The sequence below is a fragment of the Streptomyces sp. Edi2 genome, assembly GCF_040253635.1.
In the GTDB taxonomy this organism is placed as follows: Bacteria; Actinomycetota; Actinomycetes; order Streptomycetales; family Streptomycetaceae; genus Streptomyces.
Genome location: NZ_JBEJGX010000003.1, coordinates 3,576,304 through 3,592,827, shown reverse-complemented (window position 1 = coordinate 3,592,827; position 16,524 = coordinate 3,576,304). Strand labels below are relative to the sequence as shown.

At 68.8% G+C, this 16,524-nt stretch carries 17 protein-coding genes; 3 read left to right on the top strand and 14 right to left on the bottom strand.

The window, feature by feature from the left end:
- Positions 1-92: 92 nt before the first annotated feature.
- On the bottom strand, positions 93-590 hold the full coding sequence (locus tag ABR737_RS19065; RefSeq protein ID WP_088798071.1) for a MarR family winged helix-turn-helix transcriptional regulator: 498 nt from the start codon (positions 588-590) through the stop codon (positions 93-95).
- A gap of 165 nt (positions 591-755) precedes the next feature.
- Here ABR737_RS19065 and ABR737_RS19060 point away from each other — a divergent pair, with 165 nt between their 5' ends.
- Both ABR737_RS19060 and ABR737_RS19055 read left to right on the top strand, forming a co-directional pair.
- Positions 756-1,580 carry a trans-aconitate 2-methyltransferase gene (locus tag ABR737_RS19060; protein WP_350251366.1) on the top strand — a complete coding sequence of 275 codons (825 nt, stop codon included), beginning with the start codon at positions 756-758 and terminating at the stop codon, positions 1,578-1,580.
- Positions 1,581-1,713: 133 nt separating this feature from the next.
- Positions 1,714-2,103: a VOC family protein gene (locus ABR737_RS19055; protein WP_350251365.1), complete on the top strand. Its 390-nt coding sequence runs from the start codon at positions 1,714-1,716 to the stop codon at positions 2,101-2,103.
- On the opposite strand, the gene ABR737_RS19050 is transcribed toward ABR737_RS19055, so the two are convergent.
- From ABR737_RS19050 to ABR737_RS19015, 8 genes are all read right to left on the bottom strand, one after another.
- A complete protein-coding gene (locus tag ABR737_RS19050) occupies positions 2,078-2,704 on the bottom strand; it encodes a hypothetical protein (protein WP_350251364.1) in 627 nt (208 codons plus the stop codon). The genes ABR737_RS19055 and ABR737_RS19050 overlap by 26 nt on opposite strands.
- Positions 2,705-2,788: 84 nt before the next feature.
- The gene (locus tag ABR737_RS19045; RefSeq protein WP_350251363.1) at positions 2,789-2,986 is read right to left on the bottom strand and encodes a hypothetical protein; all 198 of its coding nucleotides are present in this window, start codon (positions 2,984-2,986) and stop codon (positions 2,789-2,791) included.
- 15 nt (positions 2,987-3,001) lie between these two features.
- Complete coding sequence (locus ABR737_RS19040) at positions 3,002-4,138, bottom strand: hypothetical protein (protein WP_350251362.1); 1,137 nt, start codon at positions 4,136-4,138, stop codon at positions 3,002-3,004.
- 19 nt (positions 4,139-4,157) lie between these two features.
- On the bottom strand, positions 4,158-5,408 hold the full coding sequence (locus tag ABR737_RS19035; protein WP_350251360.1) for a putative T7SS-secreted protein: 1,251 nt from the start codon (positions 5,406-5,408) through the stop codon (positions 4,158-4,160).
- Between the two features lie 65 nt (positions 5,409-5,473).
- Positions 5,474-5,764 (bottom strand): WXG100 family type VII secretion target, encoded by a 291-nt coding sequence (locus ABR737_RS19030; protein ID WP_350251359.1) that lies wholly within the window; start codon positions 5,762-5,764, stop codon positions 5,474-5,476.
- Positions 5,765-5,787: 23 nt separating this feature from the next.
- Positions 5,788-6,681: a hypothetical protein gene (locus ABR737_RS19025; protein ID WP_350251358.1), complete on the bottom strand. Its 894-nt coding sequence runs from the start codon at positions 6,679-6,681 to the stop codon at positions 5,788-5,790.
- Positions 6,682-6,964: 283 nt separating this feature from the next.
- Complete coding sequence (locus ABR737_RS19020) at positions 6,965-7,651, bottom strand: TetR family transcriptional regulator (RefSeq protein WP_350251357.1); 687 nt, start codon at positions 7,649-7,651, stop codon at positions 6,965-6,967.
- A 22-nt stretch (positions 7,652-7,673) separates the two neighbouring features.
- Complete coding sequence (locus tag ABR737_RS19015; RefSeq protein WP_350251356.1) at positions 7,674-8,687, bottom strand: acyl-CoA desaturase; 1,014 nt, start codon at positions 8,685-8,687, stop codon at positions 7,674-7,676.
- Positions 8,688-9,029: 342 nt separating this feature from the next.
- On the opposite strand from ABR737_RS19015, the gene ppc reads away from it, so the two are divergent.
- Positions 9,030-11,753 (top strand): phosphoenolpyruvate carboxylase, encoded by a 2,724-nt coding sequence (gene ppc, locus ABR737_RS19010; protein ID WP_350256843.1) that lies wholly within the window; start codon positions 9,030-9,032, stop codon positions 11,751-11,753.
- A 69-nt stretch (positions 11,754-11,822) separates the two neighbouring features.
- Here the strand turns inward: ppc and ABR737_RS19005 are convergent, their stop codons facing one another.
- From ABR737_RS19005 to glmU, 5 genes are all read right to left on the bottom strand, one after another.
- Positions 11,823-12,347, bottom strand: coding sequence for a hypothetical protein (locus ABR737_RS19005; RefSeq protein WP_350251355.1), 525 nt, complete (start codon positions 12,345-12,347; stop codon positions 11,823-11,825).
- A 79-nt stretch (positions 12,348-12,426) separates the two neighbouring features.
- Positions 12,427-13,014: an aminoacyl-tRNA hydrolase gene (gene pth, locus ABR737_RS19000; RefSeq protein ID WP_159481256.1), complete on the bottom strand. Its 588-nt coding sequence runs from the start codon at positions 13,012-13,014 to the stop codon at positions 12,427-12,429.
- 144 nt (positions 13,015-13,158) lie between these two features.
- Positions 13,159-13,752 carry a 50S ribosomal protein L25/general stress protein Ctc gene (locus ABR737_RS18995; protein ID WP_350251354.1) on the bottom strand — a complete coding sequence of 198 codons (594 nt, stop codon included), beginning with the start codon at positions 13,750-13,752 and terminating at the stop codon, positions 13,159-13,161.
- A 206-nt stretch (positions 13,753-13,958) separates the two neighbouring features.
- Positions 13,959-14,933: a ribose-phosphate diphosphokinase gene (locus tag ABR737_RS18990; protein WP_350251353.1), complete on the bottom strand. Its 975-nt coding sequence runs from the start codon at positions 14,931-14,933 to the stop codon at positions 13,959-13,961.
- 72 nt (positions 14,934-15,005) lie between these two features.
- Complete coding sequence (gene glmU / locus ABR737_RS18985) at positions 15,006-16,463, bottom strand: bifunctional UDP-N-acetylglucosamine diphosphorylase/glucosamine-1-phosphate N-acetyltransferase GlmU (protein WP_350251352.1); 1,458 nt, start codon at positions 16,461-16,463, stop codon at positions 15,006-15,008.
- Between the last annotated feature and the right edge of the window lie 61 nt (positions 16,464-16,524).

The following is a 16,524-nucleotide window of genomic DNA, read 5'->3' as shown; positions in this document are numbered from 1 at the left end:
GACGACAGCGCCCAGCCTCGTCCCTGACCACAGGACCCAGCCCTGGCACTGGCCCTGGCCTGGCTCGGGACCAGCCCTGCGCCGGCCCCGCCCTACCCCGGAATGTTGTCGAACGGTCCGGTCAACCGCCGCAGCAGACCGGCCAGTTCGCCGCGCTGCTGGCGGGAGAGCTCGGCGAGGATCGCGCGCTCCTGTATCAGCAGCCCGGCCAGCGACTGGTCGGCCTTGTCGCGGCCCTCGGCCGTCAGCCTGACCAGCACTCCGCGCCGGTCGCTCGGGTCGGGCAGGCGCTCGACCAGGTTCTTCTTGGCGAGCCGGTCGATGCGGTTGGTCATCGTCCCCGACGTGACCAGCGTCTGGGTCAGCAGCGCCCCGGGGGAGAGCTGATACGGCGCCCCGGCGCGCCGCAGCGCGGTGAGTACGTCGAATTCCCAGGGCTCCAGGCCCACCTCGGAGAAGGCGATACGGCGGGCCCGGTCAAGGTGTCTGGCCAGCCTGGAGACACGGCTGAGGACCTCAAGTGGTTCCACGTCGAGGTCCGGGCGCTCGCGGCGCCATGCTGCGACCAGTCGATCGACCTCGTCCTCCATGACGATCAGTGTAAAGGGTCTGTCGACATGAAGTCTCTTGACGTCGAGATATATTTCGCTGGACTATGGGGCATCGTCGGCGGGGGCTCGGTTTCCAGCCGAGACGGCCCGAATCCGACCGTGCCAGCCTTGTATCAGCCCTGCATCGGCAAAGGGGTTTCGATCATGCACGACGCACCCATCTGGGATCCGCAGCAATATCTCCGCCACTCCGGGCACCGTACCCGCCCCTTCCACGACCTCCTCGCCCGGATACCCGACCTGCCCCGGCGAGGCCGCCCCGCCCGCATCGCCGACCTCGGCTGCGGCCCCGGAAACGTCACCGCCCTGCTTGCCGCACGCTGGCCCGACGCCCACATCACCGGATACGACAACTCCCCGGAGATGCTGAAGGAAGCCGAGGCCCACGCCGGCCCCACCGCGGGCGGCGGCCACCTCGACTTCGCCCCCGCCGACGCCGCCGACTGGGCCCCCGAGGAGACCTACGACCTGATCGTGTCCAACGCGGCACTGCAGTGGGTCCCCAACCACCCGGATTCCTTCGCCCGTTGGATCGATGCCCTCGCCCCCGGCGGCACGTTCGCCTTCCAGGTCCCCGGCAACTTCACCTCGCCCAGCCACGCCCTCCTCGGCGAGCTGTGCGACGCCCCGCAGTGGCGCGAACGGCTCACCCTCCACGGCCGCCGCTTCGTCCACATCCTCGAACCGGCCGACTATCTGGAGCGCCTTACCGACCTCGGCTGTGCCACCGACGCATGGGAAACCACCTACGTCCAGCTCCTGAAGGGCGATGACCCGGTCCTCGACTGGGTCAAGGGCACCGCCCTGCGCCCCGTCCTGACCGCCCTGGAGAACGACCCGGCCGCCCGCGACGCCTTCCTCGCCGAATACCGCGATGCCCTCCGCAAGGCCTACCCCACGGGCCCCCACGGCACGATCTTCCCGTTCCGCCGCATCTTCGCCGTCGCGCGCAAGCCGGCGGCGGGCTGATAGCTGCCGACCCCCGCTGGCCCTTGCGGACCTGCTGATCCCCGCGGACCCGCTGCCCCGTCCGCGGACCCGCTGACCCCCGCGGCCGCCTGTCCGTCACGCTCCGACTCATCCCCTCAGAGGTGCATACGTCGTGATCACCGGCCTCGACCACATCCAGCTCGCCGCACCCCCCGGCACCGAAGACGCCCTGCGCGCCTACTACGCGGGCCTCCTGGGCATGACGGAGTCCCCCAAGCCGCCGGCGCTCGCGGCCCGCGGAGGATGCTGGTTCGAGGCCGGTACGGCCCGGCTCCACCTGGGCATCGAGACGGACTTCCACCCCGCCCGCAAGGCCCACCCAGGCCTCCGCGTCCACCACATCGACGCCCTCGCCGCCCGCCTGACCGCCGCCGGAGCCCCCGTCACGTGGGACACCCACCTGCCGGGCCACCGTCGCTTCTACTCTCTCGACCCGGTGGGCAACCGGCTGGAATTCCTGGAGCCGGTGGGGAGGGTTACGGAAGGGGATCCTTGTGGGTGAGCGTTCCGGGAAACAGTGCCAGGAATTCCTCGTCCTGAGGGACCATCAATGTCCCCCAGGAGCCGTCGGCGAAACCGAACTGGAACTCCTTCCGCCCACTGGCGCGGTGACGCGTCCAGGCCAGGGCGGAACGGGGAAAACAGGCGCCCGACTCGACCGCGCGGCCGGTCTGTGACCGCCGGATGTTCTGCACGTACACAAAATGCAGCTGACCTTCGGTGAGCGCGACAAAGGTGATGACGCCGGTCTCCGCCTGCGGCTGACCGGCCGCCAGCCACTGGCCCGCCAGACTGTCCCAGGTGCCGAAGAAACGCCCGTTCTTCTTCTGCCGCTTCACCCGGGCCGCGGGATCGCCGGTGGCCTTGACCGGCCCGGGTTTCGGATCGGTGAGCGTCGCGGTGTCAAAAAGAAAGGACAGGAACCCGCGCCGCCGGTCTCCCGGCCTGCCGTGCCCGGCCAGCACCTTCGGCTGCCGGTCGGGCGGCACATCGGCATCGTCCTCCCGGCGGTCGGACATGGCGCGGCCGACCTCGAAGGCCCCCACCAACTGCTCATTCACGGGCAGCGCGGAGGCAACGCTTGCCATCAGGTCCGGCTCCATGGAGGGGCGCTTCCTTTCGGGGGTGGTTGTTGTCTCGGGGCGGTGGGGCGCGGAACCCTGGGCGGCGGCCTCGCGGCGCCACGACTACAGGGCTGGGCTCCACGATTGCGGGGCCAAGGAGCCGGCCCGGCCGCCGGCCAGTATCACGGGCCGTCGCTTGTCCGGCACCTCGCAGCCGCCCGTACCGCTCGCCATTGGCGAGCGCGACGTGGTGAACCCGCCCGGATAGACCTCGCCCGCGGGCAGTACGGCGGGGGTCTTCTGCTCCAGATCGGTCCGCAAGTGTTCTCAGTCCTCTCAGCCGAACAGGGAATCGGCAGGGGCGGAGGCGCGGGTGCACGGCGAGGTCACCTCGGCGGTGAACCGGCCGGCGCCGGTGTCCACCGAGGCGGTGAGCGTATGCCCCACCGACCGCTCGGGCGCCTCGTCCCCGGCCCGAAGGCCGACCCGTTCTCCGGTGATCTCGTCGTCCGTCCGCCATCCTTGCGACGCGAAGGACTCGACCACCCGCGGCAGTGCGCCGGTGAGATCGCCGCTCGTCAGCTCGCCGATGTACCAGCTGTGCCGGGCCGAACAAGCGGACCGCAGGCCCTTGGCCCAGCACTCGGCGCAGGTGAGGGAGGCGATGTCTCCGCCGCCCATGCTGCCCTGCAGCGCGACGGCATCCATCAGCCTGCTGGAGTGCCAGTACAACTCCTGCTTTACCCCGTCCTCGGGCTCGACCGCGGCCGAGGCGCCCTGCCGCATGGTGCGGTAGTCCTCGATCTCCTGGTCGGTGCCCCAGTCGATGGTCTTGAGGATCTCGGCAAAGAGCTCGGAATGCAGCTCCCAGCCCTCCGGCGACGGTGAAGCAAGTTCAAAGATGAGCATCTCTGCGGTGTCCGGCAACGGCACGAAGACCTGTATCTCGGATTGAGAAATCAGCTCTTCCCGTCCCGTGGGTGACGTCTCCGCCGCCATGACGAACCCGGAGCCGCCGACCCGGGTGAGAGCGGGACCGCATGGAAGCTCCACCGTCTGGAAATCGTCGTCGGGGTGCTTGTGCTCCAGCAATTCGCGGGTGGTGCGCAGCGCGGACGCCTCGTCCTCGCTGTCGTGCTCGATCTGGCTGACGACGATCGTGGATGCTGTGGGCCGCCCCTCCACTTCCAGGAAGCACATACCGGCGTAGATGACGTTGGCGTCGGCCATCGCCTCCAACTGGGCGCCGATCCCGAGTGCGAAGCGGAACTGATCGTCCGCGGAGTGCTCGGGCATCAGGTCGGTGGCGAGCGCGTAGAGGCTTTCGGCCACCGCTTCCATATCGGTGGCGTCCACCGGAAGTTCCCGGATGAACTCCGGCATGATCCAGCCGATGCGCAACTGCCCGGACCGCCGGGCCGGTGGCGGTTCCGCTACGGCGGAGTCATCGATGCTTTCTTCTGCTGGTGACATTCGTGCGATTCTCCGTGGCTCAGGCCGCGAGTGTCTGATGGAACTTGCTTCCCGAGGCGGCCTGGGTCTCGCCACCGGGGTGCTGAGCGGTGCCGTGGAGGAACGAGCCTGCCTTCGTGGCGAGCTGGATGCCGTGAATCGTGCCGTCCGAGAGCGGCTTTCCGACTGCCCCCAGACCCTTGTTCATCCACTTCATGCTGAGTGGCTTCGCAAGACCTTCGCGGATCGCGCCGGGTGTCTCACGCGCGATCGCTTTGACGTTGCCGAGGCCCTTGACGGCACCACCGATCTTTGTCGTCAGCTTTGCCGCGGCGCCGGCCTCTTTGAAGCCCGCTCCCGCCGCCTTGAACACGCCACCGACCCCGGGGATGACCCCCAAGGCGTCCAGCCCGATCTTCCAGCCCGGCGTGCCGTTGCCGCGCGCCATGCCCATCCAGTGACCCGCCATGGCGCCGGCCGCACAGACGGCGGAGGCACCACCCAGGAGAGCGGATGCCGCCTGGCCGACCACGGGAATCACATTGACCGCCAGGGCGGCGGCCGCGAGACCGGCGGAGATGGTGGAGAGCGTGTCCGCGTGCTCCACCAGCCAGTCCTTGAACCCCCGCCACGCGCCCTTCAGGCCGTCGATCGCCTTGTTCCACCAGTGGAGGTCCGGCGGGTGGTTCTCCGAGGCCTTGAGGATCGCGCGCTCGGCCTCGCCCGCGCGGTCCTTCCACTGGGCGTAGATGCGCTCGGCCTCGCGGACGAGGTCGTCCAGCTTGTCCTGGGAGTTGTCGACCTTGTGCGTGGCCGTGTCGATGTCGGCGAGGAGCTTCTTGAACCCGGGGTCCTCGGCATCCACCGTCATCAGGTTGAGGTCGTCGTACCGCTTTTTCAGCTGGTCGTAGTGCTCTCGGTTGGCCGTCACGTCCTTGCGGGTCGCCGCGGCCTCCGACTCGATCTTTTCGGCCTTGTGCTGGAATCCCTGCAGATGGGTGTGCCAGCCCCGCAGAGCCTTGGCGCAGTCGTGCATCGATTCGCTGCCCTGGTGAAGGTACTTGGGCAGTTCGCCGAGCTTCTTCGCGAAGTTCTGCGCCGCTTCACCTTCCCATGCGCCGTCGCTCTTACCGATCGACTTGAGCATATGGTCGAGTTCGTCGAGCTGGTCGCCGACGGACTTCACATCCGAGGCGAGTGCCTGGATCTGGTCCAGATCACCCTTGGCCGGGTTGAACTTGACGCCGGGCCAGGCCGAGTCGTCTTCGATGAATATGCTGCGCCAGGACATGCGTCTCCCCGTGTGTTCAGACTTTTCTTCGGCATCGCGTTGAGCCGATCAGGCTGCGCCGGTGGTTACTTCTTGCCCATCATCTTGGCGTTCTCTTCTTCGCCCGCCTTATAGGCATCCAGCGTCAGCTTGAGCTTCTCGTGAATTTCCTTCGCGGCACCCGAGATCCGCTTGATGCCGTCACCCCACTGATCCTGGAACTCGTCACAGGCATCGTCGAGACCGTCGGTGCCCAGAGTCTTCGGGCCCACCTTGTTGAGCCGCTGCTGCGCATCCCGCATGCGATCGTCCGCATCCGCGAGCTTCTTGAGCATCGTCTGGATGCGCTCGAGATCTATTTTGAAGTCTGTCGCCACGGCGCGATTCCCCCATCGCTCAGCTATTTCTTGGGTGCGACGATCCCTGATCGACGCCTTTGCTCACCGTATCGCGACCGCCCGGCGAGGAGAAAGTGCAGGGTTAAAGGAGGGGTAATGTGCCGTGAGGTGGCATGGCAAAGCCATATTAAGAAACATACTGTGGGGTATGCCGGATATGTCGCCAGGTGGTGAATGCCCGAAGGGGGCTGCAGGCTGACGCTCCGTGAAAGGCTCGGGCGGTGCTCCGCGGAATGGAGGGCGGTGCCCGGTCTCGCTGCTACGCGCCGTACAGCGCGGCCTGCGCGTAGAGGAGAGGGACATTCAGCGAGCCGGGGTCTGCGCGGTACCGGCCGGTGTTGAAGTCGAGGGCGGCCTTCTTCGGTCCGCCGCCGGTGCCCATGCGCCAGCGCGCGGTAGGGCTTGCTCCACAGTGAATGGCTCGGGTGCAGGTCACCGTTGAGAAGGTGGACCAGCGCCAGAATGACCCAGAACGGCGAGACCGCCCAATACGCGATCCAGCCGCGGATATTCCCCTTGTAGGCGACCGCGCTGCACTGCTTGACCGTGTCCTCGATGCGCCACGCCTGGCGAATTCCCAGCGGGGAACGCTCGTGGGTGATCCGGCCGATGAGGTGGCCGGTTCCGTCGTGCACCGCATACGTGGTCTGCGAGCCGGTGGCGCCGGTCTCGGGGGCGACGGTGCACAGGGTGTGGGCGGGCTCTGCCGCCGTGGTGAGGGCGTAGGCCGACGCGTGGTCGTCGCTGTTGCCCTGGCGATGCACCCGGGCAAGCGGCGATTCGGCGGCAATCCGCCCATTGTCCGTCTGGAGAGCCCCCCATGCCTCGTGCCCGGGGAGCGCGGTGAATTGCTGCGCGAACTCTGCCCGGGAAAGGCAGAACGTTATTTCGGTCATTCGGCTTGCTGCTCCAGCTCCGGCGCGCTTTGTCCGCAAAGGTCTTGCCCTCGCGTACCCGGATGACCGTCCGATGGTTCAGGGTGGGGCGCGGTAGGTGACGACGGCCGACCAGTGTGTCAGACGATGATCACCAGGGGCGCCGCGGCCAGCGGCTCCCGTCCCGCGAGTCTCCGTCCCGCGAATCTCCGCCGGGCGACTCCCGACCCGCGACTCCCGGCCTGCGACTCCCGGCCTGTGACTCCGGCCCGAGGAGCCCTGCCCCCGAGCCCGCCCCCGCCCCTCAGTTCTTCCGATGCCCTATCAACCGCGGCTTCGCCTCCAGATTGCCCAGGCCGTGCCAGGCCAGGTTCACCAGATGGGCCGCCACCTCGGCCTTCTTCGGCTTGCGGGCGTCCACCCACCACTGGCCGGTCAGCGCGACCATGCCGACCAGGGCCTGGGCATAGAGCGGGGCCAGCTTCGGGTCGAAGCCGCGGGCCTTGAACTCCAGGCCAAGGATGTCCTCGACCTGGGTGGCGATATCGCTGATGAGGGACGCGAAAGTGCCCGTGGACTGGGCCACCGGGGAATCCCGGACCAGGATGCGGAAGCCGTCGGTGAAGGTCTCGATGTAGTCGAGCAGCGCGAACGCCGCCTGTTCGAGGAGTTCGCGGGGGTGGCCCGCAGTCAGTGCGCCGGTCACCATGTCCAGCAGCTGCCGCATCTCGCGGTCCACGACCACCGCGTACAGGCCTTCCTTGCCTCCGAAGTGCTCGTAGACCACCGGCTTGGAGACCCCGGCCTTCGCCGCGATCTCCTCCACCGAGGTGCCCTCGTACCCCCGCTCGGCAAAGAGCGTGCGACCGATGTCCAGCAGCTGCTCCCGGCGCTCCGCACCGGTCATCCGGACCCGGCGGGCCCGCCGGGTGCCCCCGGCCGGGGAGGGCTTGCCCTTGCTGTTGCTCGCGCTGCTGCTGTCGATCGCCACCCGTCAATCATGCCTTCCCCGCCTACCGCCGGGACGTACCCCCGGCGGCCGGCTCCGCGCGTCGGGCATCGATACGGGACGCGTCCGGCCACCGGACGTCATACGCCCAGCCCGCCTTCTCGAACCAGCGGATCAGCCGGGCGCTGGAGTCCAGCTGCCCCTTCATCACCCCGTGCCGGGCACAGGTGGGGTCCGCGTGGTGCAGGTTGTGCCAGGACTCACCGCAGGACAGGACGGCCAGCCACCAGACGTTGCCCGAGCGGTCGCGGGACTTGAAGGGGCGCTTGCCCACCGCATGGCAGATGGAGTTGATCGACCAGGTGACGTGGTGCAGCAGCGCGACGCGGACCAGGGAACCCCAGAAGAACGCCGTCAGCGCACCCTGCCAGGACCAGGTCACCAGACCGCCCACCAGCGGCGGGATCAGCAGCGACACCGCCGTCCACAGGACGAACTGGCGGGAGACCGCACGGATCGCATCGTCCTTGACCAGGTCCGGTGCGTACTTCTGCTGCGGCGTCTGCTCCTCGTCGAACATCCAGCCGATGTGCGCCCACCACAGGCCCTTCATCAGGGCCGGCACCGTCTCGCCGAAGCGCCACGGGGAGTGCGGGTCGCCCTCGGCGTCGGAGAACTTGTGGTGCTTGCGGTGGTCCGCCACCCAGCGCACCAGCGGTCCCTCGACGGCCAGCGAGCCCATGATCGCCAGCGCGATCCGCAGCGGCCGCTTCGCCTTGAACGAGCCATGCGTGAAGTAGCGGTGGAAGCCGATCGTGATGCCGTGGCAGCCGATGTAGTACATCGCCACCATCAGCCCCAGATCCAGCCAGCTCACCCCCCAGCCCCAGGCCAGCGGAACCGCGGCGACCAGCGCCACGAACGGAACGGTGATGAAGAGCAGCAACGAGATCTGCTCGACCGACCTGCGCTGCTCGCCACCCAGCGTCGCGGAGGGTTCCGCGGCGGCGGTGGCCGGACCGGCGGATGAACCGGCAGGAATCGGGGGATCTTCTACGGCTTCGGAACCAGCGTTCATGGTGTCCCTCGTCGGGGGCTCGGGGGCACGGCTACGGCTACGGGACCGTAACCTACGGTCTCGTAAGTATGGCAGTGCCGCCGTCCCGGGCAAGGCCGTGACAGGCGCCACACCTACCCCCTGTGACGCATCTGCCCACCCAGCGGACGGTGTGATCTGCTGACACTGGGCAGACCTATCCTGGGGACGTCGGACAGCGCGGTCCGCAACCCGCCCGCATCAGACCTGCCCACCCGTCGCCCGCCGGCACCTCTCCCACGAGCCGCGGTACGACGCCCCTGATCGCTGCAAGGAGCCGCACCAGTGAGCAGTGCCGACAACACTCCGGCCGAGATCGCGCCCATCGAGAGCCTGGAACCCGGCCCGAGCGACAACGTCGCCCTGCGTGCCGACATCCGCCGCCTCGGTGACCTCCTCGGCGAAACCCTTGTCCGCCAGGAAGGCCAGGAGCTCCTTGACCTCGTCGAGCGGGTCCGCGCCCTGACCCGCTCCGACGGCGAAGCCGCCGCCCGGCTCCTCGGCGACACCGACCTGGCCACCGCCGCCAAGCTGGTGCGCGCCTTCTCCACGTACTTCCACCTCGCCAACGTCACCGAGCAGGTGCACCGCGGCCGCGAGCTGGGCGCCAAGCGCGCCGCCGAGGGCAGCATCCTCGCCCGCACCGCCGACATGCTCAAGGACGCCGACCCCGAGCACCTGAAGGCGACCGCCCGCAACCTCGGGGTGCGCCCCGTCTTCACTGCGCACCCCACCGAGGCCGCCCGCCGCTCCGTCCTCACCAAGCTCCGCAAGGTCGCCGAGCTGCTGGACAGCACGGACTCCGAGCGCCGCCGCGCCGACCTCCGCCTCGCCGAGAACATCGACCTCATCTGGCAGACCGACGAGCTGCGCGTCGCCCGCCCGGAGCCCACCGACGAGGCCCGCAACGCCATCTACTACCTCGACGAGCTGGGCCGCGGCGCCGTCGGCGACGTCCTCGAAGACCTCGCCGCCGAGCTGGAGCGGGCCGGCACCGAGCTGCCCGCCGGCACCCGCCCGCTCACCTTCGGCACCTGGATCGGCGGCGACCGCGACGGCAACCCCAACGTCACCCCGCAGGTCACCTGGGACGTCCTGCTCCTCCAGCACGAGCACGGCATCACCGACGCCCTGGAGCACGTCGACGAGCTGCGCGGCGCGCTGTCCAACTCCATCCGCAACTGCGGCGCCACCGACGAACTGCTGGAATCCCTCCGGCACGACCTCGACCTCCTCCCCGAGATCAGCCCCCGCTACAAGCGGCTGAACAGCGAGGAGCCCTACCGCCTCAAGGCGACCTGCGTCCGCCAGAAGCTCGTCAACACCCGCGAACGCCTCGCCGGCGACACCCCCCACGTCCCCGGCCGCGACTACCTCGGCACCGCGGAACTCCTCGACGACCTGGCCCTCATCCAGACCTCGCTGCGCGAGCACCGCGGCGGCCTGGTCGCCGACGGCCGCCTGGAGCGCACCCTGCGCACCATCGCCGCCTTCGGCCTGCAGCTCGCCACCATGGACGTCCGCGAGCACGCCGACGCCCACCACCACGCCCTCGGCCAGCTCTTCGACCGCCTCGGCGAGGAATCCTGGCGTTACGCGGACATGCCGCGCGACTACCGCCGCAAGCTCCTCGCCAAGGAGCTGCGCTCCCGCCGCCCGCTGGCCCCCACCCCGGCCCCGCTCGACGAGGCCGGCGCCAAGACCCTCGGCGTCTTCCGCACCATCGGCAAGGCCAAGGACACCTTCGGCCCCGAGGTCGTCGAGTCCTACATCATCTCCATGTGCGCCGGCTCCGACGACGTCTTCGCGGCCGCCGTCCTCGCCCGCGAGGCCGGACTGATCGACCTGCACGCCGGCTGGGCCAAGATCGGCATCGTCCCGCTCCTGGAGACCACCGATGAGCTGAAGATCGCCGACCAGCTGCTCGACGAAATGCTCGCCGACCCCTCCTACCGGCGCCTGGTCGCCCTGCGGGGCGACGTCCAGGAGGTCATGCTCGGCTACTCCGACTCCTCCAAGTTCGGCGGCATCACCACCTCCCAGTGGGAGATCCACCGCGCCCAGCGCCTGCTGCGCGACGTCGCCCACCGCCACGGCGTGCGGCTGCGCCTCTTCCACGGCCGCGGCGGCACCGTCGGCCGCGGCGGCGGTCCCTCCCACGACGCGATCCTCGCCCAGCCCTACGGCACCCTCGAAGGCGAAATCAAGGTCACCGAACAGGGCGAGGTCATCTCCGACAAGTACCTGGTGCCGTCGCTGGCGCGGGAGAACCTGGAACTGACGGTCGCCGCTACCCTCCAGGCCTCCGCCCTGCACACCGCCCCCCGGCAGTCCGACGAGGCCCTGGCCCGCTGGGACGCCGCCATGGAAACCGTCTCCGAGGCGGCTCACGGCTCCTACCGGCGCCTGGTCGAGGACCCCGACCTGCCCGCGTACTTCTTCGCCTCCACCCCCGTCGACCAGCTCGCCGAGCTCCACCTCGGCTCGCGTCCCTCGCGCCGCCCCGACTCCGGCGCCGGCCTCGACGGACTGCGCGCCATCCCGTGGGTCTTCGGCTGGACCCAGTCCCGCCAGATCGTCCCCGGCTGGTACGGCGTCGGCACCGGCCTCAAGGCCGCCCGCGAGGCCGGACTCGACAGCGTCCTCGACGAGATGCACGAGCACTGGCACTTCTTCCGCAACTTCCTGGCCAACGTCACCATGACGCTGGCCAAGACCGACCTGCGGATCGCCCAGCACTACGTCGACACCCTCGTGCCCGACGAGCTCAAGCACGTCTTCGACGTCATCAAGGCCGAACACGAGCTCACCGTCGCCGAGGTCCTGCGCGTCACCGGCGAGAAGAAGCTCCTCGACTCCAACGAGGTCCTCCAGCAGACCTTCCACATCCGCGACGCCTACCTCGACCCGATCTCCTACCTCCAGGTCTCGCTGCTGGACCGTCAGCGCACCGCCGCCGAGCGCGGCGAGGAGCCCGACCCCGTCCTCGCCCGGGCCCTGCTGCTCACCGTCAACGGCGTCGCCGCCGGACTGCGCAACACCGGCTGACACCACCCGGCCGGACACACGACGGCGGCCCGCCCTCTCCACCGAGAGGGCGGGCCGCCGTCGTACCGCCTACAGCGCAGCGAATGCCGCGCCCAGCAACACCGCCCCCAGCAAACCCATCACCCACGCCGTACGCCGCAGCCGCATCCCCCCGGCCACCACCAGCGCCGCCAGCAGCAACGACCCCGCGAACGGCACCCACGCATGCAGGATCCCGCCCGCCCCGGTCCGCACCGCCCGCGCCGTCCCCGGCTCGACCGTCACCTCGACCCGCTCGCCCTTGCCGCCCGCCGCCGCCTCCGCGATCGTCACCCTCGACCGCGGCCGGCCATCGCCCCCGGTCGGCACATACGAGCCGGTGCACTGCTCGGCCTCACACGCCGACACCGTCATCATTCCGCGCTCCCGCGCCTTGACGAGCATCGCGTACTGCGCCGTGTGCCACGACGTCCACACCCCCGCCACCAGCAGGAGCAACGCCAGCAGACCCATCACACCGGTCCGGGCGAGAAGCAGCGCCCCATAGGCGCTCTCACCGACCCGCCGGGTACGACTGCGTCTGACCGGGCGGGTGCGCGTACTGCTTCTGGGCATGGCGGCGATCCTTGGCCATAACCCGCAGCCGGTCAACCTCCGACAACGGTTCGTCAGAGCCTGACCCCCGCTGTCCCATTCAGGAGTTGTACGTACTCTGCGCCCGTTCCAGACCGTCCACGATCAGCGTCTCCACCGCATCCGCGGCACGGTCCACGAAATAATCCAGCTCGCGTCGCTCCGCCGAGGAGAAATCCTTCAGCACGAAATCCGCGACCTGCATACGGCCCGGCGGACGCCCGATCCCGAACCGCACCCGGTGATACTCCGCGCCCAGCGACTTCGTGATCGACTTCAGACCGTTGTGACCGTTGTCTCCGCCACCCAGCTTCAGCCGCAACGCGCCGTAATCGATATCCAACTCATCATGAATCGCAATGATGTTGCCGACCGGCACCTTGTAGAAATCCCGCAACGCCGTCGTCGGCCCACCCGACAGATTCATGAAGGACAACGGCTTCGCCACCACCACACGACGACTCGACGGACCGGGCGCACCACAACGCCCCTCCACCACCTGCGCCCGCGCCTTGTGCGCCTTGAAACGGCCCCCCATCCGCTCCGCCAGCAAATCCGCCACCATGAAACCCACATTGTGGCGATTACGCGCATACTCCGGGCCCGGATTACCCAGCCCCACCACCAGCCACGGATCAGCGTCCGCCATCTCAGCCACTCCCACATCCGCCGGCAACCCCGCACCGGCCCCGACCGCAACTGCCCATGAAACAGCCCAACCGCCACCCCGCGCCCCAAGGCGCGCGGCAGCGGCTGGACCACTCGCCGAGAAAATCCCTCAGCGGAAAACGACTCAGGCCTCGGCGCCTTCGCCCTCGCCCTCGCCGGCCTCCTCGGCCGGAGCCTCGGCCTGCGCCGCGACAACCTGCAGCACGACCGCGTCCTCGTCCACGGCCAGCGCCGAACCCGACGGCAGCGTGACGTCCTTGGCGAGCACCGAAGCGCCCGCGTCCAGGCCCTGGACGGAAATCGTGACCGACTCCGGAATGTGAGTGGCCTCGGCCTCGATCGGCAGCGTGTTCAGCACGTGCTCCAGCACGAGCTGGCCCGGGGCCAGGTCGCCCTCGACGTGGATCGGAATCTCGACGGAGACCTTCTCGCCCTTCTTCACGGCCAGGAAGTCCACGTGCACCAGGAACTGGCGGATCGCCTCACGCTGCACGGCCTTGGGGATGACCAGCTCGGTCTTGCCCTCGAAGTCCAGACGGATCAGGGCGTTCGGCGTCTTCAGCGCCATCATCAGCGCGTGGCTGTTGATCGCCACGTGCTGCGGCTCGGCGCCGTGACCGTAGATGACAGCCGGAACCAGGTCGGCGCGGCGCGCACGACGCGCGGCACCCTTACCGAAGTCGGTACGAACCTGGGCGGCGAGCTTGACCTCAGCCATAACGGCACTCCTCGTATCGCAGAAAACATCTGGTGGGCGTTACCCGGCCCACGACAGACCTGCTACGAAGAGCGCGTCGATAACGGACAGCCACCACAAAAGGGCGGCCTCCCTCGCCGAGCAACTCGATGAGTCTACCCGGCCGGAAGGCCGCCCCAAAGTCGATCAGCCCCGGACTACCTCACAGGCCGCCCGACACCGTCAGTTCACTGCTCCTCGAAGAGGCTCGTCACCGAGCCGTCCTCGAACACCTCACGGAGCGCGCGGGCAATCGTCGGCGCCATCGACAGCACCGTGATCTTGTCCAGCTCCAGCTCCGAAGGCGTCGGCAGCGTATTCGTGAACACGAACTCGCTCACCTTCGAATTCTTCAGCCGGTCCGCCGCCGGGCCCGACAGCACACCGTGCGTCGCCGTCACGATCACATCCGAGGCACCATTCGCGAACAGCGCATCCGCCGCCGCACAGATCGTGCCACCGGTGTCGATCATGTCGTCGACCAGGACACACACCCGGTCCTTCACATCGCCGACGACCTCGTGCACGGTGACCTGGTTCGCCACGTCCTTGTCACGCCGCTTGTGGACGATCGCCAGCGGCGCACCCAGGCGGTCGCACCAGCGGTCCGCGACCCGCACCCGGCCGGCGTCCGGGGACACCACCGTCAGCTTGTCGCGGTCCACCTTCGCGCCCACGTAGTCCGCAAGGACCGGCAGCGCGAAAAGGTGATCCACCGGGCCGTCGAAGAAGCCCATGATCTGGTCCGTGTGCAGATCCACGGTCACCACACGGTGCGCACCCGCGGTCTTCATCAAATCCGCGATCAGCCGCGCCGAAATCGGCTCACGGCCACGGTGCTTCTTGTCCTGCCGCGCATAGCCGTAGAACGGCACGACCACCGTGATGCTCCGGGCCGAAGCCCGCTTCAGCGCATCAATCATGATCAGCTGTTCCATGATCCACTTATTGATCGGAGCCGTGTGGCTCTGAATCAAAAAGCAGTCCGCGCCACGTGCCGACTCCTGATAGCGGACGTAGATCTCACCATTGGCGAAGTCGAATGCCTTGGTCGGGACCAGGCCCACACCCAGCTGGTGCGCGACCTCCTCGGCAAGCTCGGGGTGGGCGCGGCCGGAGAAGAGCATCAGCTTCTTCTCGCCGGTCGTCTTGATCCCGGTCACAGCAAATCTCCTCGAATCACAGTTTGCGTGCGTTCATCACGGTACGCCCCGCACGGCGCACCCCTTGCACGGTCACCGCTCGCCCTGGGCATCCTGGCGAGCAGCCGAAGCCGCCTGCGCGGCGGCGCTTCCGGGCCGCTTCCGCGCGACCCAACCCTCGATATTCCGCTGCTGGCCACGCGCGACCGCCAGCGAACCCGGGGGCACATCCTTGGTGATGACCGAGCCCGCCGCCGTATAAGCGCCGTCCCCGACCGTGACCGGAGCCACAAACATGTTGTCCGACCCCGTCTTGCAATGCGACCCGACCGTCGTGTGGTGTTTCGCCTCACCGTCGTAGTTCACAAAGACACTCGCCGCACCGATATTGGTGAAGTCACCGATCGTGGCATCTCCCACATACGAAAGATGCGGCACCTTCGTGCCCTCGCCGATCGAGGCGTTCTTCATCTCCACATACGTGCCGGCCTTCGCCTTCGGACCCAGATCCGTCCCCGGCCGCAGATACGCGTAAGGACCGACACTCGCACCCTCACCGATCCGCGCACCCTCGGCCACCGTGAACGACGCCACCGCGCCCGCACCCACCGACGTGTCCGTCAGCCGGGAGTGCGGACCCACCTCGGCGCCCGTGGCGAGATGCGTGGCACCCCGCAGCTCCGTACCCGGGTGGACCGTCGCGTCCGGCTCGAACGTCACCGACACATCCACCCACGTCGACGCCGGATCCACCACCGTCACACCGGCCAGCATCGCCCGCTCCAGCAGCCGGTCGTTCAGCAGCCGCCGCGCCTGTGCCAGCTGCACGCGGTTGTTGATCCCCAGGATCTCCCGGTGGTCGGCGGACACCGCCGCACCGACGCGGTGCCCGGCCTCCCGCACGATCCCCAGCACATCGGTCAGGTACTCCTCGCCCTGACTGTTGTCCGTACGGACCTTGCCGAGCGCATCCACCAGGAGCTGCGCGTCAAAGGCGAAGACGCCCGAGTTGATCTCCCGGATCGCGCGCTGGCCCGCGGTGGCGTCCTTGTGCTCGACGATCGCGGTCACCGCGCCGGTGCCCGCCTCGCGCACGATGCGCCCGTAGCCGGTGGAGTCCGGGACCTCGGCGGACAGGACGGTCACGGCATTGCCGTCCGCCGCGTGCGTGTCGCTGAGCAGCCGCAGGGTCTCGCCGGTCAGCAGCGGGGTGTCGCCACAGACGACGATGACGGTGCCGTCGAGGGCGACACCGCCGTTGCTCAGCTCTTCCAGGGCGGTACGGACCGCGTGGCCGGTGCCCTTCTGCTCGTGCTGCACGGCGGTGCGGGCGGCGGGGTCGACCTCGGCCAGATGCGCCTGCACCTGCTCACGGGCATGGCCGACGACCACGACGAGATGCTCGGGATCCAGCTCTCGGGAGGCGGCGACGACATGTCCGACGAGGGAGCGGCCGCAGAGTGCGTGCAGGACCTTGGGGGTCGCCGACTTCATGCGGGTGCCCTCACCCGCTGCGAGAACGACGACGGCTGCCGGGCGGTTGGCGCTCACGGGGATGCCCTTCGGCTTCTTGGCTACTTCGGGTGGTGGTCACCCGAAGGATACCGGTGCG

Excerpts from the sequence above, each read along its gene's own strand:
- ABR737_RS19065 (WP_088798071.1), bottom strand. The coding sequence starts at position 590 with ATGGAGGACGAGGTCGATCGACTGGTCGCAGCATGGCGCCGCGAGCGC.
- ABR737_RS19060 (WP_350251366.1), top strand. The coding sequence starts at position 756 with ATGCACGACGCACCCATCTGGGATCCGCAGCAATATCTCCGCCACTCC.
- ABR737_RS19050 (WP_350251364.1), bottom strand. The coding sequence starts at position 2,704 with ATGGAGCCGGACCTGATGGCAAGCGTTGCCTCCGCGCTGCCCGTGAAT.
- ABR737_RS19040 (WP_350251362.1), bottom strand. The coding sequence starts at position 4,138 with ATGTCACCAGCAGAAGAAAGCATCGATGACTCCGCCGTAGCGGAACCG.
- ABR737_RS19035 (WP_350251360.1), bottom strand. The coding sequence starts at position 5,408 with ATGTCCTGGCGCAGCATATTCATCGAAGACGACTCGGCCTGGCCCGGC.
- ABR737_RS19025 (WP_350251358.1), bottom strand. The coding sequence starts at position 6,681 with ATGACCGAAATAACGTTCTGCCTTTCCCGGGCAGAGTTCGCGCAGCAA.
- ABR737_RS19015 (WP_350251356.1), bottom strand. The coding sequence starts at position 8,687 with ATGAACGCTGGTTCCGAAGCCGTAGAAGATCCCCCGATTCCTGCCGGT.
- ABR737_RS19005 (WP_350251355.1), bottom strand. The coding sequence starts at position 12,347 with ATGCCCAGAAGCAGTACGCGCACCCGCCCGGTCAGACGCAGTCGTACC.
- pth (WP_159481256.1), bottom strand. The coding sequence starts at position 13,014 with ATGGCGGACGCTGATCCGTGGCTGGTGGTGGGGCTGGGTAATCCGGGC.
- ABR737_RS18995 (WP_350251354.1), bottom strand. The coding sequence starts at position 13,752 with ATGGCTGAGGTCAAGCTCGCCGCCCAGGTTCGTACCGACTTCGGTAAG.